Annotated in this window: 25 protein-coding genes; 14 read left to right on the top strand and 11 right to left on the bottom strand. The window is 57.2% G+C overall.

The window, feature by feature from the left end:
- Positions 1-91 precede the first annotated feature (91 nt).
- Positions 92-1,159 (bottom strand): ABC transporter substrate-binding protein, encoded by a 1,068-nt coding sequence (locus tag EKM04_RS17135; protein WP_234910940.1) that lies wholly within the window; start codon positions 1,157-1,159, stop codon positions 92-94.
- An 81-nt stretch (positions 1,160-1,240) separates the two neighbouring features.
- Between EKM04_RS17135 and EKM04_RS17130 the strand changes: the two genes are divergently transcribed.
- Together EKM04_RS17130 and EKM04_RS17125 are read left to right on the top strand one after the other, a co-directional pair.
- Complete coding sequence (locus EKM04_RS17130; protein WP_183895835.1) at positions 1,241-1,921, top strand: response regulator; 681 nt, start codon at positions 1,241-1,243, stop codon at positions 1,919-1,921.
- Positions 1,918-3,291, top strand: coding sequence for a sensor histidine kinase (locus tag EKM04_RS17125; protein ID WP_183895833.1), 1,374 nt, complete (start codon positions 1,918-1,920; stop codon positions 3,289-3,291). The genes EKM04_RS17130 and EKM04_RS17125 overlap by 4 nt, the downstream gene beginning before the upstream one ends.
- A 42-nt stretch (positions 3,292-3,333) precedes the next feature.
- On the opposite strand, the gene EKM04_RS17120 is transcribed toward EKM04_RS17125, so the two are convergent.
- From EKM04_RS17120 to hmuQ, 4 genes are all read right to left on the bottom strand, one after another.
- The gene (locus tag EKM04_RS17120; RefSeq protein ID WP_183895832.1) at positions 3,334-3,729 is read right to left on the bottom strand and encodes a hypothetical protein; all 396 of its coding nucleotides are present in this window, start codon (positions 3,727-3,729) and stop codon (positions 3,334-3,336) included.
- A 103-nt stretch (positions 3,730-3,832) separates the two neighbouring features.
- Complete coding sequence (purU, locus tag EKM04_RS17115) at positions 3,833-4,717, bottom strand: formyltetrahydrofolate deformylase (RefSeq protein WP_174153827.1); 885 nt, start codon at positions 4,715-4,717, stop codon at positions 3,833-3,835.
- 185 nt (positions 4,718-4,902) lie between these two features.
- Positions 4,903-5,409 (bottom strand): heme utilization cystosolic carrier protein HutX, encoded by a 507-nt coding sequence (hutX, locus tag EKM04_RS17110; protein ID WP_174153826.1) that lies wholly within the window; start codon positions 5,407-5,409, stop codon positions 4,903-4,905.
- Positions 5,406-5,759: a heme-degrading protein HmuQ gene (gene hmuQ, locus EKM04_RS17105; protein WP_174153825.1), complete on the bottom strand. Its 354-nt coding sequence runs from the start codon at positions 5,757-5,759 to the stop codon at positions 5,406-5,408. Before hmuQ ends, hutX begins: the two co-directional genes overlap by 4 nt.
- A gap of 179 nt (positions 5,760-5,938) precedes the next feature.
- Here hmuQ and EKM04_RS17100 point away from each other — a divergent pair, with 179 nt between their 5' ends.
- Genes EKM04_RS17100 through EKM04_RS17090 form a run of 3 tightly spaced genes read left to right on the top strand, consistent with a single transcriptional unit; the run spans position 5,939 to position 8,693 of the window.
- Positions 5,939-6,826: a heme/hemin ABC transporter substrate-binding protein gene (locus EKM04_RS17100; RefSeq protein WP_183895830.1), complete on the top strand. Its 888-nt coding sequence runs from the start codon at positions 5,939-5,941 to the stop codon at positions 6,824-6,826.
- Positions 6,823-7,914: a FecCD family ABC transporter permease gene (locus tag EKM04_RS17095; RefSeq protein ID WP_183895828.1), complete on the top strand. Its 1,092-nt coding sequence runs from the start codon at positions 6,823-6,825 to the stop codon at positions 7,912-7,914. The genes EKM04_RS17100 and EKM04_RS17095 overlap by 4 nt, the downstream gene beginning before the upstream one ends.
- On the top strand, positions 7,911-8,693 hold the full coding sequence (locus EKM04_RS17090) for a heme ABC transporter ATP-binding protein (RefSeq protein WP_183895825.1): 783 nt from the start codon (positions 7,911-7,913) through the stop codon (positions 8,691-8,693). Before EKM04_RS17095 ends, EKM04_RS17090 begins: the two co-directional genes overlap by 4 nt.
- A 9-nt stretch (positions 8,694-8,702) precedes the next feature.
- Here the strand turns inward: EKM04_RS17090 and EKM04_RS17085 are convergent, their stop codons facing one another.
- Positions 8,703-9,059 (bottom strand): YbaN family protein, encoded by a 357-nt coding sequence (locus EKM04_RS17085; protein WP_183896136.1) that lies wholly within the window; start codon positions 9,057-9,059, stop codon positions 8,703-8,705.
- Positions 9,060-9,247: 188 nt separating this feature from the next.
- Here EKM04_RS17085 and EKM04_RS17080 point away from each other — a divergent pair, with 188 nt between their 5' ends.
- The 5 genes from EKM04_RS17080 (at position 9,248) to EKM04_RS17060 (ending at position 13,267) form a co-directional block, all read left to right on the top strand.
- Positions 9,248-9,643: a VOC family protein gene (locus EKM04_RS17080; RefSeq protein ID WP_183895823.1), complete on the top strand. Its 396-nt coding sequence runs from the start codon at positions 9,248-9,250 to the stop codon at positions 9,641-9,643.
- Positions 9,644-9,657: 14 nt separating this feature from the next.
- Positions 9,658-10,350 (top strand): uracil-DNA glycosylase, encoded by a 693-nt coding sequence (ung, locus tag EKM04_RS17075; protein WP_183895821.1) that lies wholly within the window; start codon positions 9,658-9,660, stop codon positions 10,348-10,350.
- A gap of 82 nt (positions 10,351-10,432) precedes the next feature.
- Complete coding sequence (locus EKM04_RS17070; RefSeq protein ID WP_252094086.1) at positions 10,433-11,497, top strand: DUF2218 domain-containing protein; 1,065 nt, start codon at positions 10,433-10,435, stop codon at positions 11,495-11,497.
- Positions 11,498-11,657: 160 nt separating this feature from the next.
- Positions 11,658-12,590, top strand: coding sequence for a VOC family protein (locus EKM04_RS17065; protein ID WP_183895819.1), 933 nt, complete (start codon positions 11,658-11,660; stop codon positions 12,588-12,590).
- Positions 12,591-12,655: 65 nt separating this feature from the next.
- Positions 12,656-13,267 carry an alpha/beta hydrolase gene (locus tag EKM04_RS17060; RefSeq protein WP_183895817.1) on the top strand — a complete coding sequence of 204 codons (612 nt, stop codon included), beginning with the start codon at positions 12,656-12,658 and terminating at the stop codon, positions 13,265-13,267.
- A 135-nt stretch (positions 13,268-13,402) separates the two neighbouring features.
- Here EKM04_RS17060 and EKM04_RS17055 read toward each other — a convergent pair whose 3' ends face one another.
- From EKM04_RS17055 to EKM04_RS17045, 3 genes are all read right to left on the bottom strand, one after another.
- The gene (locus tag EKM04_RS17055) at positions 13,403-13,987 is read right to left on the bottom strand and encodes a transglycosylase SLT domain-containing protein (protein ID WP_183895815.1); all 585 of its coding nucleotides are present in this window, start codon (positions 13,985-13,987) and stop codon (positions 13,403-13,405) included.
- A 101-nt stretch (positions 13,988-14,088) separates the two neighbouring features.
- Positions 14,089-14,922 carry a TrmH family RNA methyltransferase gene (locus tag EKM04_RS17050; protein WP_183895813.1) on the bottom strand — a complete coding sequence of 278 codons (834 nt, stop codon included), beginning with the start codon at positions 14,920-14,922 and terminating at the stop codon, positions 14,089-14,091.
- On the bottom strand, positions 14,912-15,292 hold the full coding sequence (locus tag EKM04_RS17045) for a hypothetical protein (protein WP_183895811.1): 381 nt from the start codon (positions 15,290-15,292) through the stop codon (positions 14,912-14,914). Before EKM04_RS17045 ends, EKM04_RS17050 begins: the two co-directional genes overlap by 11 nt.
- A gap of 39 nt (positions 15,293-15,331) precedes the next feature.
- Here EKM04_RS17045 and EKM04_RS17040 point away from each other — a divergent pair, with 39 nt between their 5' ends.
- The 3 genes from EKM04_RS17040 to rpoH all read left to right on the top strand — a co-directional run bounded on the left by EKM04_RS17040 (position 15,332) and on the right by rpoH (position 18,513).
- Entirely contained in the window at positions 15,332-16,354 is a 1,023-nt protein-coding gene (locus EKM04_RS17040; protein WP_183895809.1) for an RluA family pseudouridine synthase, read from the top strand.
- A 290-nt stretch (positions 16,355-16,644) separates the two neighbouring features.
- Positions 16,645-17,427, top strand: a complete 783-nt coding sequence (locus EKM04_RS17035; RefSeq protein ID WP_183895807.1) for a class I SAM-dependent methyltransferase — start codon at positions 16,645-16,647, stop codon at positions 17,425-17,427.
- Between the two features lie 183 nt (positions 17,428-17,610).
- Positions 17,611-18,513, top strand: a complete 903-nt coding sequence (gene rpoH / locus EKM04_RS17030) for an RNA polymerase sigma factor RpoH (RefSeq protein WP_174153812.1) — start codon at positions 17,611-17,613, stop codon at positions 18,511-18,513.
- Positions 18,514-18,603: 90 nt separating this feature from the next.
- Here rpoH and EKM04_RS17025 read toward each other — a convergent pair whose 3' ends face one another.
- Positions 18,604-20,844 carry a hypothetical protein gene (locus tag EKM04_RS17025; protein WP_183895805.1) on the bottom strand — a complete coding sequence of 747 codons (2,241 nt, stop codon included), beginning with the start codon at positions 20,842-20,844 and terminating at the stop codon, positions 18,604-18,606.
- A 70-nt stretch (positions 20,845-20,914) separates the two neighbouring features.
- The gene (locus EKM04_RS17020) at positions 20,915-22,213 is read right to left on the bottom strand and encodes an adenylosuccinate synthase (RefSeq protein WP_183895803.1); all 1,299 of its coding nucleotides are present in this window, start codon (positions 22,211-22,213) and stop codon (positions 20,915-20,917) included.
- Between the two features lie 219 nt (positions 22,214-22,432).
- On the opposite strand from EKM04_RS17020, the gene EKM04_RS17015 reads away from it, so the two are divergent.
- Positions 22,433-23,320, top strand: a complete 888-nt coding sequence (locus EKM04_RS17015) for a DMT family transporter (protein ID WP_183895801.1) — start codon at positions 22,433-22,435, stop codon at positions 23,318-23,320.
- The last annotated feature ends 40 nt before the right edge of the window (positions 23,321-23,360 follow it).

Genomic DNA, 23,360 nt, shown 5'->3' with positions numbered 1-23,360 from the left:
AAGAATTGTACAGCACCATAGAAAGCTGTCATCTAACTGACGCTTGGCAACTCCTCGACACATTTACTGTCTATTAATTTTTGAAATCCGTCTACTGGGCACGCAGAGCTTCGTTCCAGCGCTCGATGATGCGGGCGCGCTTGACCTGATCGAGATAGACCATCAGTCCCGGACTGACCGGAACCGGCCGCAATTGTGCGCCGTGGATGGCCTGCATCATGTTGGCGGTGTTTTCCCCCGCCACATCCGGACTGACGGCGGGTATCTGCAACTGCCGCGCCATGATGGTCTGACCTTCCTTCGACATGAAGAACTCCAGGTAGCGGCGTCCGAGTTCGGCGTTTCTGGCCGCCTGCGGCACCAGCCCGATACGCGACATGACGACCGTGTAGTCCTTCGGCAGCACGATACCGACATCGGGATGGCGAGAGGCCCAATCTGCGGCATAGGAACCGAGGATGTTGTAGCCCAGCAGGAACCGACCATCGGAAATGCGCTCCAGAATGGCGGAGCTGGTGGAGTAAACCTTCACGCCCGCCGTTCCCATTGATTTGATGACGTTCCAGATATCGCCGAACTGTTCCTGATCGCGTGACATGAACAGGAAGCCGACGCCGGAGCGTTCGATGTCATAGGTCGCGATGCGCCCATGCACCTCTTTGGCGTGGCGTTCCAGATAATCCACGAATTCGGCACGACTGGCCGGGGGCTTTTCCGTAATAAAACTCGGCTTATGGTAGACGAAGACGGCGGGCTCGAAGGTCAGCGCATAGGCCGTGTTGCGCCAGTTGGCCCAGGCGGGCCATCGGGCGCTCATCGGCAGGTCGGATCGCTGCGCATAGCCGTCATTGCTGAGTTTGACCTGAAGATCCATGGCGGAGGAGAAGGCGAAATCGGCGGTTTTTTCACCCGCATCCGTTTCGCGCACGATGCGGTCGTAAATCTCGCCGGTCAGCATATCTTCATAGGAAACCGCGACATCCGGGTTCGCTCTCTGAAACCCCTCGATCATAGGGGTTGCCAGAGGTTCGTCCAACGAGGAATAGACCACGAGCGTTTCTGCATCCACCTTGCCGGACAGGGCAGGAAACACCATTGGCTGCGCCTGCAAACAGGTGGCGATACCAAAGAAAAGACAGAGGGATAGAAGAATACGCATGGAAAAGATCATGCCGCAGGCCCTTGCCATTCACAAGACGGGTAGGCTTGGATAAATTCGATCCAAATGGAGGGCGTCTGCTTGCGAATTCTGCTTGTGGAGGACAATCAGGTGCTGTCGGAAGGACTTTCCGCGCTGCTGCGGGGTAGCGGCTATGCCGTGGATGTAGTGTCCGATGGCGCTTCGGCGGACGCCGCCATTGCCGCTGAAAATTTCGATCTGGTCATTCTCGATCTCAACCTGCCGGAAATGGACGGCATCGAGGTGCTGCGTTCGATGCGTGACCGCCAGGATAAGGCAGCGGTGATGATTCTGACGGCGCGCGGCACGCCGGAAGAGCGGGTGAAAGGACTGGATCTCGGCGCTGACGACTATATGACCAAGCCGTTCGATATCACCGAGTTCGAAGCGCGGGTGAGGGTTCTCCTGCGCCGCAACGCCGGTTTGCGTTCCTCGCTGGTCAGTTTCGGCAAGGTGTCGTTCGATCTGACGTCGCGCACCTTTTCCGCCGAGGGCATTCCGCTCGATATTCCTGCGCGTGAGGTGGCGCTTCTGGAAGTGCTGTTCATGCGTGCCGGAAAGGTGGTGGCCAAGGAAGCCATCGTCCAATCGCTGACGGGTTTCGATGACGAACTGTCCGGCAATGCGATCGAGCAATATGTCAGCCGTCTGCGCAAGCGACTTGCTCCGCATGGGCTGACGGTGAAGACGGCGCGCGGCATTGGTTATTATCTCGAGAAGTTGCCGGAGATGGCGCAATGAAGCAGGCCGCCTATTCGCTGCGGCGGCGCCTGCTGGGCTGGCTTCTGATTTCCACGGCGATCATCGGCTGCATTGCGCTGGCCGATACCTACCGCGAAGCCACCAATACAGCCAATATCGTCTCTGACCGGGTGCTGTCCGGTTCCGCCCTGGCCATCGCCGAGCGGGTCGTTGTCTCCGAGAATGGGTCACTTGAGGTGGATATCCCATATGTCGCGCTGGAAATGCTGACATCGGCGGCGCAAGACAGGGTGTTTTATCGGGTGGACGGCCCGAACGGTCAGTTTCTGACGGGCTACCAAAACTTGCCTTCGGTGGAAAAGGTCCGCAGTGACACGCCCATTTTCGTGGATGCCGAATTTCGCGGCGAGCCCATCCGTGTGGCCGCAATCGAGCGCTTTGCATCGACGGGTGTGAATTCCGTGCCGTTTACCGTCACTGTTGCAGAAACCACGATTGCCCGCAGTCGCTTGGCGCAGGCGATTATCATTCGCTCGGCCCTGCGTCTTCTCTTCATGATCGTCGGTGCCGCCATTATCGTCTGGATTGCCGTGACGATCTCGCTGCGTCCGCTCTATCGGCTCAGCGAAGCTATTGATGAACGCAGCCCCAATGATTTGCACCCCATCCGCCAATCGGTGCCGGTGGAGGTCGAAAACCTCGTGGAAACCGTCAACTCCTTCATGGTGCGGTTGCAGTCGGCGCTGGATGCGCTGAGGCATTTCACCGGCAATGCCAGCCATCAGCTGCGCACACCGCTGGCCATCATCCGCACCCAGCTCGCGCTGTCGGCGCGGGCATCCACCTTGCAGGAGGCACAGGCCGCGGCGCACAAGGGGGATGCTTCTGTCGCGCATGCCGAGCATATTCTGGCGCAGCTTTTGCGCATGGCCAACATTGATGCTGCCGGATCAGGAGAAAAGCAGAGCCTTGTCGATGTCGATCTTGTCTCCTTGGCTCAATCCGTGACCGCAGATTACGTCCCTGTCGCCGCAGAAGCGGGCATCGATCTGGGGTTCGAACACGTGGAAGCGACCAGCATCCCGGCAGAGCCGCTTTTGCTCGGCGAGCTCCTCGGCAATCTCATCAGCAACGCCATCGCCTATGCGGGGCGGGGAGCGGAAGTGACGGTCAGGGTGGGGAAAACAAACGGGTTGGCCTACATCGAGGTGGAGGACAACGGCCCCGGGATCTCAGCCGAAAAACGCAATGTGGTGCGCCAGCGTTTTGCCAGGGGAGACGGAAACGCGGCACCCGGTGCGGGTCTGGGGCTTGCAATCGTCGAGGAGATTGCCTCGCTTTTCAACGGGCGGCTTGTGCTGGACGACGGCGCATCTGGAAGAGGTCTGAAGGCGACTGTGCGCTTTTGAGGAAGCGGCGCGCTTGCGCCACTTCCATTTATGCTGGCGAACTTACTCGTTAATCTTGTCGATCAACTGCATCATGATATCGGCGCAGGCCTTCATCGGCTCGTCATCGGCACATTTGATGTCAATCTTCGTCTCGCCCTGTTCAAGGCGGAAGTGCGCGCCCTTCGATGGCGGTGGCGGTGGCGGCATCATCATGCGGTCACGCGGGCCGCCGTCTTTCGGACCACCGTCACGTGGACCCCAATGGCCGGGCGGAGGTGGCGGAGGCGCATCCGCCTGCGCGCCGGGACCTGGCGGTGGTGGTGGTGGTGGTGGCGGTGCATCGACCTGTTGACCGGGGACCGGTCCACCGGCTGGTGGTGGTGGCGGTGGCTGTTGGGCGAACGAAGACCCTGCCGCGAGAAGAAGCGCGGCGCTGGCGATAATCAACTTTTTCATGAGGGACACCTCTGGTGTGTGACAACGCAGAACAAACGGTTGCACGAGGCAGTCGGTTGCTCACCACCGAAAATAAATTCCAAGTTTTTGTGGATGAAAAACTTTAGCCCATCCGCTCTGATGCGTATGAGCCTGGGCTGGGTGGGAAGACGACGGTGCGGTTGCCGTTGATGAAGGTGCGGTGGTGGATGTGGGCGTGGATCGCGCGGGCCAATACCTGGCTTTCCACATCGCGCCCGAGCGACACGTAATCTTCTGCCGATTGTGCGTGGGTGACGCGGACCGTGTCCTGTTCGATGATCGGACCTTCATCGAGATCGGCTGTGACGTAATGGGCCGTGGCGCCGATCAGCTTCACACCGCGCTCATAGGCCTGCTTGTAAGGGTTCGCACCCTTGAAACTGGGAAGAAACGAGTGGTGGATGTTGATGATGCGGCCCGACATCTTGCGGCACATTTCATCCGAGAGCACCTGCATGTAACGGGCCAGCACCACCAGTTCCGTGCCGCTGGTCTCGATCAGGTCGATCAGTTGCGCTTCGGCTTTCGGCTTGTTGTCCTTCGTCACCTTGATGTGGTGGAAAGGGATATCGTGATTGACGACGACCTTCTGATACTCGAAGTGGTTGGAGACAACACCGACGATATCGATGGGCAGCGCGCCGATTTTCCAGCGGTAGAGCAGGTCGTTGAGGCAGTGCCCGAAACGCGAGACCATCAGCAGTGTCTTGGTGCGCTCGCCATCGCTGTAGATAGCAGCATCCATGCCGAACTCCGCAGAGATGGGAGCAAAGCCGGCCTGTAGCGCTTCCATGCTCTCGCCCTCTTCGGAAATGAAGGAGACGCGCATGAAGAACTTGCCGGTTTCGAGGTCGTCGAACTGGGAGCTGTCGACAATGTTGCAACCCTTCGCCGCCAGATAACCCGAGATAGCAGCGACGATGCCGCGTTTGGATTGGCAGGCCACGGTCAAAACATAGGTCGTCATCGGCTTTCCCTCATCATGTGTCGAACGGCCTATAGCGCAGGTCGAGAGTGGCGCAAAGCCTCTCGTGCTTTACCAAGCCTTGAATGGATAGGGCATGTCGGGAGGGGTGAGACATGCCGGAAGCGACATTCTATGTTCAAAGGAAAAGCCGCCACCCGATTTCCGGCGGCGGCTTGCCAATCTTGTCAGGCGAGAAAGCTATCGCGCAGCGTCTCGAATTTCGAGAGCTGGTCCGCCAGCAATTCCTTGTTCTCGTCACGGCGCACGAAGAGCTTGAACATGGCGCTGCCACTGGCATTCATGAACCAGACCGAAAGCGAGCGGCGCCCATGGAATTCCCGATCGATGAAGGCGATCGAGGCGCAATTGTCTTTCCTGATATGTCCGCCAATGGGGCTATCGCCATGAATGTTGAACCAGCCGTGGCCCTCTGTTCCCTCGGGAAGATGCCCGGGAACCTCGAAGACGATATCGGGTGTCTGAACGATCATCAGGACTTCGCCCCAGCTGCGCAGTTCATTCCATATGTCGTCGAATTTGTCGGCAGGAGCTGAGACGGCGGCACCACGCGGCAAAACCTTGAGAATATCTGCTGGTGTCACCTCTGCCTTGGCGGCGATGGCCTCCACCACCCCATCCGGATTTTCGGCAAGAGCGGCTTTCGCGCGCGCTATCATGGCAGTGTCGCTCATGCTTGCGCTGCCACGGGTAGGTCTTCGCCGTTCTGGCCCTCGTGTATAATAACGTCAAAACCTTCGAAATGCGGACCAGAGAGATATTCGACCTTGCCGCGATTGTTACCGGCATTGGCGTGGGCGGCACGGAACTGCTCGGACTTTGTCCATGCGGTGAAGTCATCTTTGGTGGCCCATACGGTGTGGGAGGCGTAAAGCGTATGATCGTCAGCCTTCGCACCCTTCAGCATGTGAAACTCCAGATAGCCGGGCATCTCGGCCAGGTGACGCTTACGGTCACGCCAGATGGTTTCGAAAGCCTCTTCAAAGCCTGGCACGACGCGGAATCGGTTCATGGCAATAAACATCGATAGTCTCCCTTTGAATGTGCGGCACCGGATGGTGGTACGCTACCCCTGAAAAGCGGAGATATAAAAGATAACGGAAATAGTCAACTTATCGGATTGTGCGACTTTAAAAGATGTGTAATTAACTCAACTTATATGGTGTGCAGGCTGTCGCACACCGCATTGTTCAGGATCATGTCATGCCGCTTCTGCTTCGCTCGATTGCTTTTGGTGCCGCTCTTCCCGTGGCGCTGGCACTGTCTCCGCTCGCTGCCCACGCGTCCGACAAGGGCAACCCCGACGCGAAGCGGATTGTTGCACTTGGCGGTACGGTGACGGAAATTCTCTACGCGCTGGGTGCCGGAGATCGGATCGTCGCGCGTGACTCGACCAGCAGTTTTCCCGCTGAAGCGTTGTCCAAACCGGATGTCGGTTATATGCGCGCGCTCTCCTCGGAAGGTATTTTGTCGCAAAAGCCGGATCTCATTTTGTCGGAGGATGGGGCAGGTCCGGCAGATGTGATCGGCATTTTGAAAGCCAGCGAAGTGCCGATGGTGACAGTCGACACGCCGCCGGAAGGCCGTGCTATTGCCAAGAAAATCGAGGATGTTGGCGCAGCTATTGGGCTTGAAGACAAGGCAAAGGCGCTTGCGGGCGATGTTGACGCTGGTCTCGATGCGCTGGCGAAGGACGTTGCCGCTGTTGGCGACAAGAAGAAGCGCGTCTTGTTCGTTCTGTCGGCCGCAGGCGGGCGCATCATGGCTGCTGGCAAGGATACGGAGGCTGCGGCGATCATCGAAATGGCCGGTGGTATCAATGCCGCCGAGGAAATTACCGGCTACAAACCGCTGACCGATGAAGCCGTGATTGCAGCCGCGCCCGATGTTGTTTTGACCATGCAGCGCGGCAACCATGCGGCAAAGCCAGACGAGCTTTTTGCGCTCCCCGCCTTCCAGTCGACGCCTGCTGCCGCTTCCAAATCGCTGATCAGCATGGATGGATTGTATCTGATCGGATTTGGTCCGCGCACGCCCGCTGCCGGTCGTGAACTGGCTTCGCAACTGTATCCCGAGATCGTTAAACCGTGAGCGCGTTGGCTGTGACCGAGGTCGCAGGTCCGATTCCCGGCGATCGTTCGCGCAAGGGGGCCATCACCCTTGCGGCGTTGTGTATTTTTCTTGTCGTAGCCTGTCTCGTCTCCCTCGCCAGCGGGCCGACGGGTGTGGGCCTGTATGAGCTGTGGCTTTATTTCACCGGTCATTCGCAAAGCATGGAACCACGCGACCGCGTCATTCTGGAAGCGGTCCGTTTGCCGCGCACGGGCCTGGGTCTTATGATCGGGGCAGCCCTTGCCGTCTCCGGTGCCATGATGCAGGGCCTGTTCCGCAATCCACTGGCCGATCCCGGTCTTGTTGGTGTCACCTCCGGGGCAGCACTTTTTGCAGTTGCCGCGCTGGCGCTGGGTGGCAGCCTGCTTGCGCCACTGTCTCTTCTGTTCGGCATTCACTTTCTGCCGCTGATGGCGTTCTTCGGCGGTTTGATGAATACGCTGCTGCTCTACATGATCGCGACGCGGAACGGCGCAACATCGACAACGGTTCTGATCCTCGCCGGTATCGCCGTTGCAGCGCTGAGTGCAGCCTTGATGGGTTTGATGATCTTCATGGCCGATGACCGCGCCCTGCGCGACATCACCTTCTGGAGCCTGGGTTCACTGGGTGGGGCAACGCCGCTGAAGATATGGACGACGCTACCGTTCTTCCTGATCATCCTGGCCAGCATTCCCTTCGTGTCGAAAGGGCTGGATGCGTTGATCCTGGGAGATGCGGCTGCTTTTCACATGGGTATTCCGGTTCAACGTCTGAAGCGGACCGTCATTCTGGCGGTCGCCGCTGCCTGCGGGGCAAGTGTCGCCGCAGCCGGGTCCATCGGTTTTGTCGGTATCGTCGTGCCGCATCTTTTACGGCTGGTCATCGGTTCCTCGCATCGCTTCCTTTTGCCCGCGTCGGCTATTGGTGGCGCAGGGCTGCTCCTTCTGGCGGATAGTTTTGCGCGCACGGTGGCCGCTCCCGCCGAGTTGCCGATTGGCGTCGTGACCGCGCTGATTGGCGCTCCGGTCTTCCTGTTTCTACTTCTGGGCAAAGGCAACGGTCTCGGTCTGAGGAATGTGTCATGATTTCCACACGCGGCGTCACCGTCATCCGTTCGGGTCGTAGATTGCTGGACGAGGTCACGATCAGGCTCGAGCCCGGCACGTTCAGCGTCATCATCGGCCCAAATGGCGCTGGAAAATCGACCTTGATGAAGGTGCTGTCAGGTGAGATGACCGCCGATGCTGGACATGTCGCCTATCACAAGATCGATGTTGGCGTGTTCAAGCCTGCGCAACTGGCACGCATTCGTGCCGTTTTGCCGCAGAGCACAGTTCTGTCCTTTCCCTTTACGGCGCTGGAAATCGTGCGCATGGGGGCCGTGGCGCAAGGCTCCGTGAAGCCGGAGGCGCAGGCGAGGCAGGCGCTTGCCCAGGTCGGCCTCAGCGGTTTCGAGGGGCGGTCCTACAATATGCTATCCGGGGGCGAGCAACAGCGCGTGCAGTTTGCGCGCGCCTTGGCGCAGGTGCCCAATGCCGTGGAGAATGGCGAGGCGAGAGCGCTTTTGCTGGACGAGCCGACATCGAGCCTCGATCTCGGCCACCAGATTTCCGTGCTGGAGACCGCGCGCGACTTTGCGCGTGAAGGTGGGACCGTGCTTGCTGTTCTGCATGACCTCAATCTCGCCGCCGAGTTTGCCGATCAACTTATCGTCATGCATCACGGGCAAATCACAGCCTTTGGCTCATCACTTGACACCATCAACGACGACATCATTGCTCGGGTCTACGGCATTGGCGGGACGGTCGGGCGCATTCCTGCGCGGCACATTCCCTATGTGCTGCCGCAATCGCGCCACCGATGAGCCTGGACGTCAAGGTTCCGGTCGGGTGGTGACGAACAGCGCTGCACCCAGCATCACCGCGGCAACGATTGCGGCTCTGAGGGGCGTTGGCTCCGTAGCGAACCAAAAAATGGCGTAACTCATTGTCATCAAAGACACAGCGGCGATCTTTGCCTTACGCGGGATGGCGCCTTTGTCACGCCAGTTGCGCAAGGACGGACCGAATTTGGGGTGGGATAGAAGCCACGCCTCAAGCTTTGGCGATGATTTGGAAAAGCACCAGAGCGCGATCAGCAGAAACGGTGTGGTCGGCAAAACGGGCGTGACAGCACCGACGACGCCGGTTGCGACCATAAGCCAGCCAAGACAGAGATAGAGGATGCGCATGACTGCCGTTATCATGAGTATCCATGTCATGATAGTGTGAAAGCTGTGATGCCAATCGGGTATGTGACTATCCGCTGAAAGTCGCGAAAAAGCCTCATGGGTTGAAAATCCGGACTCCAGCCGTTATTTGGCTGCCCGGACACCCGCGTCTTTCGCGGGCCAGCAGGATTCAGGGTAAGGGAAACACCATGGCCAAACTTATTCACTCTATGGTCCGGGTGCTGGACGAAAAGCGTTCGGTCAGTTTTTATCATCGGGCTTTCGGCCTCGAGATCGCCGAACGGTTCGAGTTCGACACGTTCACGCTCGTCTATCTCAGCAATGCCGAAGGTGATTTCGAGCTTGAGCTGACCATCAACAAAGGCCGCGAAGTGCCTTACGCGCTGGGCGATGGCTATGGCCATATCGCTGTCAGCGTCGACGATGTAGAAGCAGAACACACCCGCCTCACCGCGCTTGGCCTTGTCGTGGGAAAGATCATCAACGCTGAATACAGGGGCGCGCCCTTCGCAAAATATTTCTTCATTTGTGATCCCGATGGATACAAGATCGAAGTGCTCGAGCGCAGCAAACGGTTCAAATAGGCAAGAGGATTTTCATGGCAGAGGTGGGTGTGAAACTTGACGAGAGCTGGAAGCGTGCGCTTTCTGCCGAATTCGCCAGCCCCTACATGCTCAAGCTTAAAGAGTTCCTGCTGGCTGAAAAGAACGCCGGCAAGCACATCTTCCCCAAAGGGAGCGAATATTTTCGCGCCCTCGATCTGACGCCTCTGAATGAGGTGAAGGTCGTCATTCTGGGTCAAGATCCCTATCACGGCGCGGGACAGGCGCACGGCTTGTGTTTTTCCGTGCAGCCGGGTGTTCGCACGCCACCGTCGCTCGTCAATATCTATAAGGAATTGCAGAGTGATCTCGGTATTTCACCGGTGAAGCATGGCTTTCTGGAGAGCTGGGCCAGTCAGGGTGTGTTGTTGCTCAACAGCGTTCTTACGGTGGAAGAAGCGCGCGCTGCGTCCCATCAAGGGCAGGGGTGGGAGAGGTTTACCGATGCCATTATCCGCACCGTCAATGACGAATGCGACGGCGTGGTCTTCCTGCTGTGGGGCTCTTATGCGCAGAAGAAAGCGTCCTTCGTGGACCAGGCGAAACATCTGGTGCTGAAGTCGCCCCATCCATCCCCGCTCTCTGCCCATAACGGGTTTTTCGGAAATCACCACTTTTCGAAAGCCAATGACTTTCTCGTTTCGCGTGGCCGCGAGCCGATCGATTGGCAATTGCCTGAAAAACTGTGATCGACCTTGGCAAAAACTGCTTTGCACTTTGAAGTAGGGTGATCTAAAGATAACCGGACTGTAATCTGAAGGATTTAAGCTGGTGCTTCTGTCTGCGCAAACATCTGTCGTTCTTCCCGATCCATCCGCCATCGTGGATGCCTTCCACGAACATTTCGCCGAGTACATGACGATGACCCGCGAGGGGGAGGCGCTGCACTTCGAAGCTGATTACGGCAATGGCACATTCGGTGCCGAGAATGGGCGGTTTGCGGCGAGGATCAATTGTGTTTCGGAAAATGTCCTGCTGTCCGTCAAAGCCATGGTGGCTGAACATATCGTCGAGTTTACCGGTGATACGTCTCTGGACTTTCGCTGGGAAGGCCACGGCTCGGATGTGCGAGAAATGCCCAACCTCTTCAGCGGCCGGGTCGTGCGGGCTTACAATCTGACGCCAAGAATGCGACGGGTCGTGATTGCCATCGACAAGGGCATTGAGCGGTTGATGAGTGGCGGTCTGCATGTCCGCATTCTGATCCTTCCCGATCAGGACCGGGCGCCGGTTTGGCCATATCTGTCGAAAACTGGCGCCATCGTTTGGGCCAAGGGCGAGGACGAGCAGTCGCGCCGTGTCTACACCATCCGTACGGGCAGTGTCTTACGCGGGGAGATCAATCTCGATTTCGTGATGCACGAGGGCGACGATATGCCGGGTGCACATTTTGGTGCGACGGCGGCTCCCGGCGATCTCGTCGGCATCGTTGGTCCTGGCGGTGAGCTTCCGGATGCAGATCATTACGTTTTTGCCGGTGACGAAACCGCGCTGCCTGTGATGTTGCGAATGGCTGAGGAAATGCCAGCGGGTAAGACGCTGACGGTGTATGCCGAAATCGACAATCCGCAGGAGCGGCAGGAGATTTCATCTCAGGCAAATGTCAATTGGAACTGGCTCTATCGCAACGGTCAAGCGGCTGGAACGGCGGGATTGCTGGAGCGGGCACTGCGGTCCCATCCATGGTCCGGTGCCGATGGACTGCATGTTTTCGTTGGCTGCGAGAAGGGCGAAGCGCGTTCCGTCAAGAAAATGCTTGGCGAAGAAGCCGGTCTTCCAAAGACCGCGTTCGTGACCGCGGGTTACTGGGTCAGGGGTGCCAATGATGACCACTGACCATCATGTCATTTGCTGAACAGTTCGGTTCGTCGTTCACAAATTGAGAACAATCCGTTCTGAACGTCCAGTCTATGCGCGCGCCCTGATCTGCACCATCTTGAACCCATGAAAGAAGGGCATCGCTTTCCTGCGAGCTCATCCAATCGGAGGGTTTAAAATGTTGAACCAGATCAGAGGTCTGCACCACGTCACATCCATGGCAGCGAGTGCGCGTGGGAACAACCATTTCTTCACGGACACGCTTGGTCTGCGCCGGGTTAAGAAGACCGTCAACTTCGACGCGCCGGATGTTTACCACCTCTATTATGGCGATGAGGTCGGCACACCGGGCTCTGTCATGACCTACTTCCCGTTCCCACACATTGCACGTGGTCGCCAGGGCACCGGCGAAGTTGGCACGACGTTGTTCTCGGTGCCCGAAGGTTCGCTTGCCTATTGGCAGGACCGCCTTGCCAAAGCCAATGTGGACGGTTTGAAAGCCGATGACGCCTTTGGGAACAGGCGCCTCCATTTTGCAGGTCCCGACGGGGATGGTTTTGCGCTGGTCGAACTCAAAGACGATGCACGGGCGCAGTGGACGGGCAATGGCGTTGGCGAAGATCAGGCCATCAGGGGTTTTCAAGGTGCATCGCTGCGGCTTGCAGATGAAGGAGCAACCGCCGAACTTCTGAAATTCATGGGCTATCAGGAGGTCGATCGGCAGGACGGTGTGCTGCGGTTGGGCATGCCCGGTGGCAATGGTGCCGATTTTATCGACATAGAGACGATGCCGAATATTTCTGGCGCGCGTCTGGGCGCTGGTTCTGTTCACCACATCGCATTTGCCGTCGATAATCGTCAGACGCAACTCGAGGTGCGTAAAGCGCTACTGGATACGGGCTATCAGGTCACACCGGTCATCGATCGCGATTACTTCTGGGCGATCTACTTCCGGACACCAGGCGGTGTGCTGTTTGAGATCGCCACCAACGAGCCCGGTTTCGATCGGGATGAGGATACGGCGCATCTGGGCGAAGCGTTGCAGTTGCCATCTCAGCACGCCCATCTGCGCGCGACGCTTGAGCAGCATCTCGAGCCACTTGAAAACTGATTTTTTCGAAAAGAAGAGGACGCCTGTGGCTTGAGCGCCGCAGGCTGTTCTCAGGAGATATTGTCATGAGCAAGGATGCTTATTCTCACAAGGTGCGCGCCGGTGCGCCGGGCCAGCCGGTCTTTTTCGTCTTTCACGGCACGGGTGGGGACGAGAACCAGTTCTTCGACTTCGGTACCAGGCTGTTACCGAATGCGACGGTCATTTCGCCCCGTGGCGACGTTTCCGAATTCGGTGCCGCACGCTTCTTCCGCAGGACGGCCGAGGGCGTTTACGATATGGCCGATCTCGATCGTGCGACCCAGCAAATGGCGGCCTTCGTCAAAGCCAACCGCGATCATCATGCGTCAGGTCTCGTGCTGGGACTCGGTTTTTCCAATGGCGCGAACATTCTAGCCAATACACTGATCGAGTTTCCTGATCTGTTCGATGCCGCGGTGTTAATGCACCCGCTGATCCCGTTCGAGCCGAAACCTGCACCCGCACCTGCCTCACGTCGGGTGCTGATCACGGCGGGTGAACGTGACCCGATCTGCCCCGTGCCCCTGACCAATGGTCTGATGCAATACCTGAAAGCACAGGGCGGTGAGGTCGAGATGGAGTGGCACGCTGGCGGCCATGAAATTCGCGGGAATGAGATAGAGGCGGCGAAGGCGTTTCTGGCGCGATACGTGTAGCGGTCCCGGAAGGGTTTAGCGAAACCCGTCACTGTCATCCTCGGGCTGAGCTTGAGGATGACGTGGCCATTATCTAATGGCGCTCAATATGCGAAACCGCTTTAAGCACACGACGCGCCGGAGATGACGACATGTCTACCGGTAGCCGCAATCCTGTAACTGCTTCTCGTAACGCATGGCAATGTTGGCAGAGCGGCGTGCCGCATTCTTGATAGCGGTATTGCTGCGCCAGACGCCGTTCGCATAGCCCGTATGGCCGGAATAGTAGGCCAGATAAAGATTGTAGGGATCGTTGAGTGCGATGCCATTCTGGCGGTTGCTCTTGGCATGGTACCAGCCGACGAAGTGAATGGCGTCGGTGAAATCCGTGCGGCTGGCGTTCCAGCGTCCGGTTTCGCGCTGATAAACCTTCCATGTGCCATCCAGCGCCTGCGCATAGCCATAGGCGGTCGATTTGCGTCCCCAGGGAATGAAACCGAAGAGTTTGTTGCGAGGTGGGCGCGCATAGGGCTGGAAGCTGGATTCCGTGTAGATGGTGGCCATCATGACAGGCACGGGCACGCCGAACTCCCGTTCCGCCGCCTGCGCGTCCTTCTTCCAGTTGTTGAATATGCCGTCTCGCTGTTCGAAGATCGCGCAGGCATTGCCAATCTGCGACGGCGCGGTCGCACAGCCAGCCAGAACAGTCAAAAGAAAAACGACGACAAATACGCCACGCATCGCGAAACCTCTCGTTCCGCCCATTACTAAATTGTAAATGTTAACGCTCGGTTTTGAGACAAGGTTAACGCAAATGCGATCTATTAAGGTTTTGTCAACAATCAGAGACGGCCGATAGCGCCTGCCATCTGGTAAAGCGCCAGTCCAGAGGCTGTACCAGCATTCAAGCTGTCCAGTTGCGGCGATTGGGCAATGCGAGCGGTGTTGAAACGGTTCAGCACGTCCGGCGGCAGGCCATCACCTTCCGTGCCTATGACGAGGGCCATGCGGTTGGAAGCCGGTATCTCCCTGATTTCCAGAGTGCCTGTTGGGGATAGGCTCCAAATGTTGAAATCTTTTGCTGCCATTGTTTCCAGCAATTCGACGGCATTGCCGCCGCGATGATAGGGGACGGACAACACCGAGCCGACCGAGACGCGCAGCGACTTCCGGTAAAGGGGATCGCAGCAGGTGCTGTCCATGAAGACGGCATCGGCGTAGAAGGCAGCTGCATTCCGGAACATCGAACCGAGATTGTCGTGGTTGGAAATACCGCAGCCGACGAGAACCAGTGATGATTGCGGCAATCGGCCGATGGTCGCCTCCAGGTCCGTCTCGCTCTTGCGCCGTCCGAGCGCCAGGATGCCGCGATGCAGGTTGAAGCCAACGATCGCGTCCAGCACCGATGCCTTGGCCACATAGATCGGGACATCAGATGGAAATTCGCTGAGAATCTCCGCCACGCCTGCAAGGCGATTTTCGAGGATCAGGATGCTTTCCGCTTCGAAATCGAGACCGGCCTTGTTCGCCTGCGCCAACATGCGCAGCACGACGGTGCCTTCGACAATGAAACGACCGTGCCTGCCGGTCAGGTCACGCTCACGGATGTCGCGAAAGACGGCGATGCGTGGATCGTGTGGGTCGGTGATCGCGGTCAGCGCGAGATCAGCGGGCATCGATGGTGATGTCTGCTACGAAACGGCCAGCCTGTACGTTGAACACCAGTGCCTTGCGGGTGCCGTTGGCGAGCCGTCCGTAGAACAGCATATCACCGTTGGCAAACGAGACGGTCTCAATGGTAAAACCTTGTGGAAGGCTGGCGGTGGCGGCAACCGGCGCGTCCGATGGAACGGGGTTCGTTGCGGCTGTGGTTGCTGTCTTGGAAGGGCCGACCGCCTTGTAGACAACGGCTCCGAAGACAGCCATAAGGCTGATAAACATTACGGAGCCCGACACGATCTGCAAACGGATCATCTTGCGGCGAACTTTTTCCATGGCCGGATCTAACGGCTGGTCGTCCTGTTCGGCTTGCTCGATCTGCGTCATCGGGATCCTTGGATATTGTTGAGTGATCGGAACATAAGAATGAACGACCCCTTTAAACAAGGCGGAGACGCAAGGAAAGTCCTGATTGCCGGGGAAAACGCCGAAGGCCGCCTCGATGCTTGGCTCGCAGCCGAAGTCGAAGGCGATCTGTCGCGCAGCCGCATCAAGGCCTTGATCGAGCAGGGCGCAGTTTTCCTCAACGGGAAGCCTGTGACCGAGCCGAAGAAGAAGGTCCATCCCGGCGATCACATCGAGATCACCATGCCGGAAGCGGAAGACCCTGAACCTAAGGGTGAGGATATTCCGCTAGATGTGGAATACGAGGACGAAGACCTCATCGTGCTGTTAAAGCCACCCGGCCTCGTCGTGCACCCAGGCGCCGGTAACTGGACGGGAACGCTTGTCAATGCATTGATCCACCATTGTGGCAATAGCCTCTCGGGTATCGGCGGCGTCAAGCGTCCCGGCATCGTTCACCGCTTGGACAAGGAAACCAGCGGTGTCATGGTCGTGGCCAAAAACGACAACGCCCACCGCAAGCTGGCCGCCCAATTTGCAGACCACGGACGCACCGGGCCGCTGGAACGCGCCTATAAGGCCATCGTCTGGGGCCGCCCCAAGACCTTGCGTGGGACAATCGATGCTGCGCTGGGTCGCGGTGCCGACCGCACAAAGCGTGCCGTCAAGCGTGATGACGTTGATGACGCGCGTGAGGCCATTACCCATTACGAGGTGATCGAGCGCTATCACGAAAAGCCGGATGCGACCTGCCTTGCCTCTCTGGTGGAATGCCGTCTCGAAACCGGGAGGACCCATCAGATCCGCGTGCACATGGCGCATATCGGCCATCCGCTGATCGGTGATCCTGAATATGGTGCGGCCTTCCGCACCAAGGCCAACCTGTTGCCAGCCGAGGCCAAAGAGGTGGTCAACCGGTTCCCGCGGCAGGCCCTGCATGCTTATCTGCTTGCTTTCGAACACCCCCGCACAGGGGAGGTCATGGAGTTCGAAACAGACATGCCAACCGATATGGAAGAGCTGGCGCAGGCCCTTCGAGCCTGAAATTGCCCAATTACCAACACAGTCACTCCGGGATACATCAACGTCCCGAGTGACTTTTTTTGCCCAAAATTTTTGTAAGTATTAAATTACGCTTATAAATTAGTTTATGATAATTACTTAAATAAACGATCTATATTACTGTCTCATTTTTGCTTCAATTACTCCTACTTTTTTGCATTGCAATAAAGCGTCCAGTCGAAGCCAGTATTCCCTCAAAAATTGAGCCGTTGAGGGTTGAAATCTACTTTGCAACCTGTTCGCTAGAATGCCTAAACTAGGGGTTGAGCGCTGTGAATGTCCATGACCGTAAATTCATCTTTCATGATCTGCAAAAAATAGAAGGCTATATTGATCCACCCGATGCCCTCGTCTTTACATCACTGTTGCATGCCCAGCAGAAAAGAGCTTTCGAGGGAGGCGTTGCCGAAATCGGCGTGTTTTACGGGCGCTCTTATTTTCTCCTGCGCAAGGTCGTCGGTAATGATTGCCGTGTTCTGGCCGTAGACCTCTTCGATCTGGAAGATGGCGATGGCCAAAGTCGTCAGTACGAGCGCTTTCTCGACAATGGCAAGCGTCTGAATCTGAAGGTCGATGAAGACCTCGTCATCAAGGGTGACAGTACGCAACTCAGCCCGGACGAGGTGCTTGCGAAAGTCGGAAAGGTCCGTTTTTTCAGTGTCGATGGTGGCCACATGCTGCACCACGTTCTGGCTGACAGCAGACTTGCGATGGACGTCCTAGCGGATCACGGCGTTATTGCTTTTGACGATACCTTCAATCCGCAATGGCCCGAAGTGACCGTCGGCGTTGCCGACTTTCTCCGTGCGCAGGGCGACCGTTTCAGCGCGTTTTGCATGACCAAATACAAGACCTATGTCTGCCGTCGCGAGTATCATGACTACTATCAGCAGGTCGTGCTGCAATCACCGGAACTGTTGGCGTTCGATCATGTGGAAACGGAGTTCCTGGGGGCCAAAGTTACGCGCCTGCATAACCCCATGGGTCGTCGCATGATCTATGAATTGATGATCCGTTCCGGGCTCACGAATTTTTCGGAACGAATTTATCGTTGATCTGTTTTTAACAGCAGACTGGAGCGACATCATTCTGTGACGCGCATTTCAATTGCGCGCTCTTGAAACGTGAGTTTCCAATACATATTTGTCATGTGGGTTCGTGCGGGGTCGGAGTTCGACACGCAATTTTGGTTTGCCTGAGAGGGGAGCCAGCCCGGAACATAGATAAGGGGGTGCTTTATGGCCCGCAACAGTTTGCCTTCGATTACTGCCGGTGAAGCCGGCCTCAATCGATATCTCGACGAAATTCGTAAGTTCCCAATGCTTGAGCCGCAAGAGGAATATATGCTCGGTAAGCGATACGCCGAACACGGCGATCGCGATGCAGCTCACAGGCTTGTGACGAGCCATTTGCGTCTTGTGGCGAAGATCGCCATGGGATATCGCGGCTACGGCCTGCCGATCGGCGAAGTCGTGTCGGAAGGCAACGTCGGACTGATGCAGGCGGTCAAGAAATTTGACCCGGAGCGCGGCTTCCGTCTTGCGACCTATGCGATGTGGTGGATTAAGGCATCCATTCAGGAGTATATTTTGCGCTCGTGGTCTCTCGTCAAAATGGGAACGACGGCCAATCAAAAGCGCCTATTCTTTAATCTGCGGCGTCTGAAGGGTAAGATTCAGGCTATCGACGAGGGTGATCTGAAGCCTGAACATGTGACCGAGATTGCGACCAAGCTTCAGGTTTCCGAGGAGGAAGTGATCTCGATGAACCGCCGTCTTCATGGCGATGCGTCCCTGAACGCGCCGATCCGGGCTGCGGAAGGCGAAGCAGGGCAGTGGCAGGATTGGCTGGTTGACGATCACGAAAGTCAGGAAACGGTGCTGATACAGCAGGACGAGCTGGAGACGCGCCGTCGGATGTTGGCCAAGGCTATGGGTGTGTTGAACGACCGTGAACGTCGCATCTTTGAGGCGCGCCGTCTGTCGGAAGATCCCGTCACACTGGAGGACTTGTCGACCGAGTTCGATATCAGCCGCGAGCGTGTTCGCCAGATCGAAGTTCGCGCTTTCGAAAAAGTTCAGGAAGCGGTTCAGAAAGAAGCATTGGAGACTGCAAAGGCACTGCGCGTCGTGGACGCGTAACGCTCACGTTTCTTGCTTTTGTTGTTAGCAAAAAGCCCCGAATGGAGACATTCGGGGCTTTTTACATTTATACAAACACTCATAAGAGTATCACTGATTGTTTGCCGGCGTGGCTGCACTCCACTCGCGCAAGGCCGTATCGAAAGCGGCTTTGCCGTCGGCACCCTTTTGCAGTGTGAGAAGCGCGCGGCGGCCATTACGATACGAGACTGGAATGTCGATCCAGTCACGCGTTCGCATGAGCTCCAGATTGGTCTTCAACGCATCCGGGAAGTCGTTCAGCGCGATCATGTGGAAGTCGTCCGTAATCTTTGCCGGAACGGCGATCAATGCGTTGCCGCGATCCTGTTCAGTGCTCTTCATGGCTATGCGCTGAACGCTGTCGATGGCACCGCCTTCGAAACCAGCTCCAACCGAGAACACGATCTCGACCAGATGGCTGGCGGGCAATGAAGGATCGGTGTTGCGTTTGAAGGTAATCAAGGCACTCAGGCCACGTCCGGGGATGGTGATCTGACCCTGAACGGTCGCGGATGGCTTGCCCTCTGCATCCGCGTCATTTTGCAACGACCAGGACACTGTTCCTTCGATTGCTGTTGGGACAGTCTGGCCAAGCACCTCTTCGTAGAGGAACATGCGATGGCCGGCTGCGGCTGCCGCTGCCTGTTGGGCAGGCGCTGCCCCGGCTGGTGGCGTTGCCGTTCCGCTTGCTGCAGCCGGTGTCTGAGCCGGCGCTTCTGGCACAGCTTCCGTCTGCTGGTACACGGATTGGCCTTCGGCCGTCACAGGCTGGCCATTGGGTCCTGGACCCGCTCCTTCATCTTTTTCCGTACCATTGGCCAGAAGGCGCTGAGTGAACTTGGTGCCCGTCACAGAGCCATCATCAACAGGTGGCGTATTGGACGCGGCTGGCTGCTGGCCAGTGGTCCCGCTTTGCGCCGGTGGAGTCGTAGTCGCAGGTGTGTTGGCCGGCGCGGACGCCGTCTCTGTCGATGGAGTGCTGGTACCGGTTTTGGCCGATTGTACGAGGCCGCCAACCATGTCGTTCAATGTGTCGCGGTTGATCCACAAAGCATAAGCGCCGCCCGCGAGAAGAACGACACCACACAAGCCCAGAACCATGCCGGCATAATTGCGCTTCTGCTTTTTCTTCGTTCTGTAGGCAGACGCGGGAATACCATCGGCAGAGATTCCAGAATCAAAATCATTCTTATTGGCATTACCAGACGTATTGCCGGACGTGCCGTCGTAACCGATCAGTTCTTCCAGATCGTCCCAGGGCGTACGTTCCCTGTCGTCCTTTTTGCCCGATTGCGGTGCGAAGGGATCTTCGTCTGCACGGGGAAGGCTTGGGCTGGATTTTGTCGTCAGATCGAGCGATGTGTCCTGAAAATAGGTCGAGTAATCCTCGACAACGGCCGGAGACTGTTTTGGTGCTTCCTGCTCCTGATCTTTGTAGAGTTTATCGTCATCTGCGAAGGTCGGAGCTTCGCCGAAGTGGACGTCGTCAGCGCGCTTTTCCGCATAAGGCTCCTCTTTCGCAACGTCCTGATAATAGGGCGATGGGGCCGAGTAGCTCGCATCATAGGGCTGTGGCGTGTTTTTGTGGAAGACGTCGCTCTCACCGGCGTGGGGAACCGGTTCCTGATGAAGGTCGTCTACAGGCTGATGAGCAGGTTCTTCAGTCTGATATGCATAGCGCTCTTCCGCAGGGCTATCCTGTCCAACCCAGCCTTGATGGGCATGATCTTCACTCTCTACTGATGTAGGTGCGTGATCTACCTCAGCATCGATAGGATCAGGGGTATAGCGCGCCTCTTCCGTCGCCGTCGTAAAGTAGGTCGGCCCTTCAGGGTCGCGGGAAACATAGTCTTCTACCGGCTCGGCGTGGGGCTCTTCGGCCTTCGGATCTTCATAGTATGTTTCAGGCTCGACAGCAGCAGGCTCGACGGGCGCGTAATCCTGTGGCTCCACCGCTACAGGTGTTTGCTCATAGACGCGCTGCTCTTCCGCGACGGTTTCTTCGTAATAGGGGGAAGAGACATCCGGTGCCGGCGGAATCGCAACCGATGCACCTGCGGCGACCAAATCGTCTTCGTCTTCATCGATGGCGGGAAGCGCCTCCGAATATTCGCCCTCTACCTCGGCAATAGCGGTGTCGAGCTTGAGGATTTGCCGCTTCAGCAGCTCTTCCGGCGGGCGCGGCTTCATATTTTCAAGCTGGCGCACCACAGCGCTACGCGCCTTGTCGTACACCTTCACCCGGTTTTCGGGGGTATTGTTCGCCAAGCCATCCACGGCCTTGCGAATGACTGCTACAAAATCCGCCATAAGCACTTTCTCGTCGAGGCCAATGACGTTCTGGCCCGATATGGTTTATGAAACTTGATCGCTGGGGACATTAATCCTCAAATGGATCAGTCACAAGTATTGTGTCATCCCGCTCAGGGCTGGTGGAGAGAAGAGCGACAGGCGCTCCGATCAACTCTTCGACCTGACGGACATACTTGATAGCTTGAGCAGGCAAATCCGCCCATTTACGGGCACCGACGGTGGATTCTTTCCAGCCTTCAAGCGTGATGTAGATGGGCTCCACGCGCGCCTGGGCACCCTGGCTTGCCGGAAGATGGTCGATTTCTTGTCCGTCGAGCTTGTAGCCGACGCAGATTTTCAACTCTTCCAGACCATCGAGAACGTCAAGCTTGGTGAGCGCAATGCCGGTAATGCCATTGGTTGCGACAGACTGGCGAACCAGTGCGGCGTCAAACCAGCCGCAACGGCGCTTGCGGCCCGTGACTGTGCCGAATTCATGTCCTTTTTCGCCAAGGAACTGTCCGACTTCATCGTGCAGTTCCGTGGGGAAGGGGCCTTCACCGACACGTGTCGTATAGGCCTTGGTGATGCCGAGGATATAGCCGAGCGAGCCAGGACCCATGCCCGATCCGGCGGCGGCCTGTCCTGCAACCGTGTTGGACGAGGTCACATAGGGATAGGTACCGTGATCTATATCGAGCAGAGATCCTTGTGCGCCTTCGAACAGGATACGCGCACCTGCGCGGCGCTTCTTGTCGAGCAGCAGCCATACGGTTTCGCTGAACGGCAGTATCTGGTCGGCAACTGATGTCAGTTCCTGCATGATGTTTTCATGGCTGACTTCCGCTGCACCAAAGCCCCGGCGAAGCGCATTGTGGTGCGTCAGAATACGGTCAACCTTGGCAGAAAGCGCCTCGGTGTCTTCCAGATCCATGACGCGGATGGCGCGACGGCCAACCTTGTCTTCATAGGCCGGGCCGATGCCACGACGGGTGGTGCCGATTTTTGTGCCGCTGTTGGAGGCTGCGTCTTCGCGCATGCCGTCCAGTTCGCGGTGAAGCGACAGAATGAGCGTCGCATTGTCTGCAATGCGCAGGTTCTCAGGTGTGACCTTCACGCCCTGGGCGTCGAGACGGCCGATTTCCGCGATTAGCGCATGCGGATCGACCACGACGCCATTGCCGATCACGGCAAGCTTGCCGGGACGAACAACGCCGGATGGCAGGAGCGACAGCTTGTAGCTGACGCCATCGATCACAAGGGTGTGACCTGCATTGTGACCACCCTGATAGCGCACGACGACGTCGGCGCGCTCGGATAGCCAGTCTACGATCTTACCTTTGCCTTCATCGCCCCACTGCGAGCCGACCACCACGACATTCGTCATTTGCTGCTTTCCTGCTCATGGCGTTGAAACGCCCCTAACTCAAACCCGCGAATGTATACTGCGTTGTTTTGCGGAAAGCGACCCTGTTTATGGGGCGAAACCTTGTTTTTCCGGCATAATTCGGTTCGGGCTCGTCTCTTGTGGTGGTATCCGTCCTTGCGGAACGCGAATCCGCGGTGCAGAACAACGGCGGTTGTTGAGCTAAAGGTCAAAGTTTCCGTGTCATCGAAAGCCTATCTTGTTTTGATCATCGCCACATTATGCTGGGGCGGAAACGCCGTTGCTGGAAAGATGGCGGTGGGTCATATCAGCCCCATGGTGTTGACCAGTCTCAGGTGGACGATCGCTGTTGCTCTTATCACCGCCATTTCGTTGCCGCAGCTTGTGCGCGATTGGCCGGTGGTGAAAACACGCCTGCCTTATTTCTTTGCATTGGGCGCTATCGGCTACACCTGCTTCAACGCAACGCTCTACACGGCACTGAAATACACCTCGGCCGTCAACGTGGCCGTTATTCAGGCGGTCATTCCAACAGTGATTTTCGCGTTCAATTTCGCGCTGTTTCGGACCCGTATTTTTATTGGTCAGATCGTCGGCTTCATTTTGACCATCACTGGGGTGGCGCTTCTTGCATCGCGTGGCGATCTCATCTCCCTTTTGGCGCTGAAAGTGAATATTGGTGATGCGATCATGCTGCTCGCCGTCCTTGCCTATGCGATCTACACCGTCATGTTGCGGTGGAAACCAAAGGTGAACTGGCGTACGCTGATGGCCATTCCGGCGGTGGCTGCTCTGATGTCCTCCCTTCCGCTTCTATTATGGGAAGTGTCGCAGAACACAGCGGTCTGGCCCGATGCCAAGGGCTGGATGATCACTGTCTACACGGCGCTGTTTGCCTCGCTTATTGCGCAAATCTTCTTCATTCTCGGCGTGGAGCGCATCGGGCCCAACCGTGCTGGGCTTTTCATCAACCTTATTCCAGTTTTCGGCACGCTCCTGTCTGTCATGATTCTCGGAGAGACGCTTCATCCCTATCAAATTTTCGCATTGCTGCTGACACTTGGCGGAATTGCCGTGGCTGAAAGAAAAAAACCGCCGCTTCGGTGAGGAAGCGGCGGCAAGTCAGTCATGATTCGAAAATGATGTG

Source organism: Rhizobium skierniewicense Ch11 (genome assembly GCF_023757665.1).
Classification (GTDB): domain Bacteria; phylum Pseudomonadota; class Alphaproteobacteria; order Rhizobiales; family Rhizobiaceae; genus Agrobacterium; species Agrobacterium skierniewicense.
The sequence above is the reverse complement of the archived record's forward strand: the minus strand, read 5'-3'. Positions and strand labels throughout refer to the sequence as shown.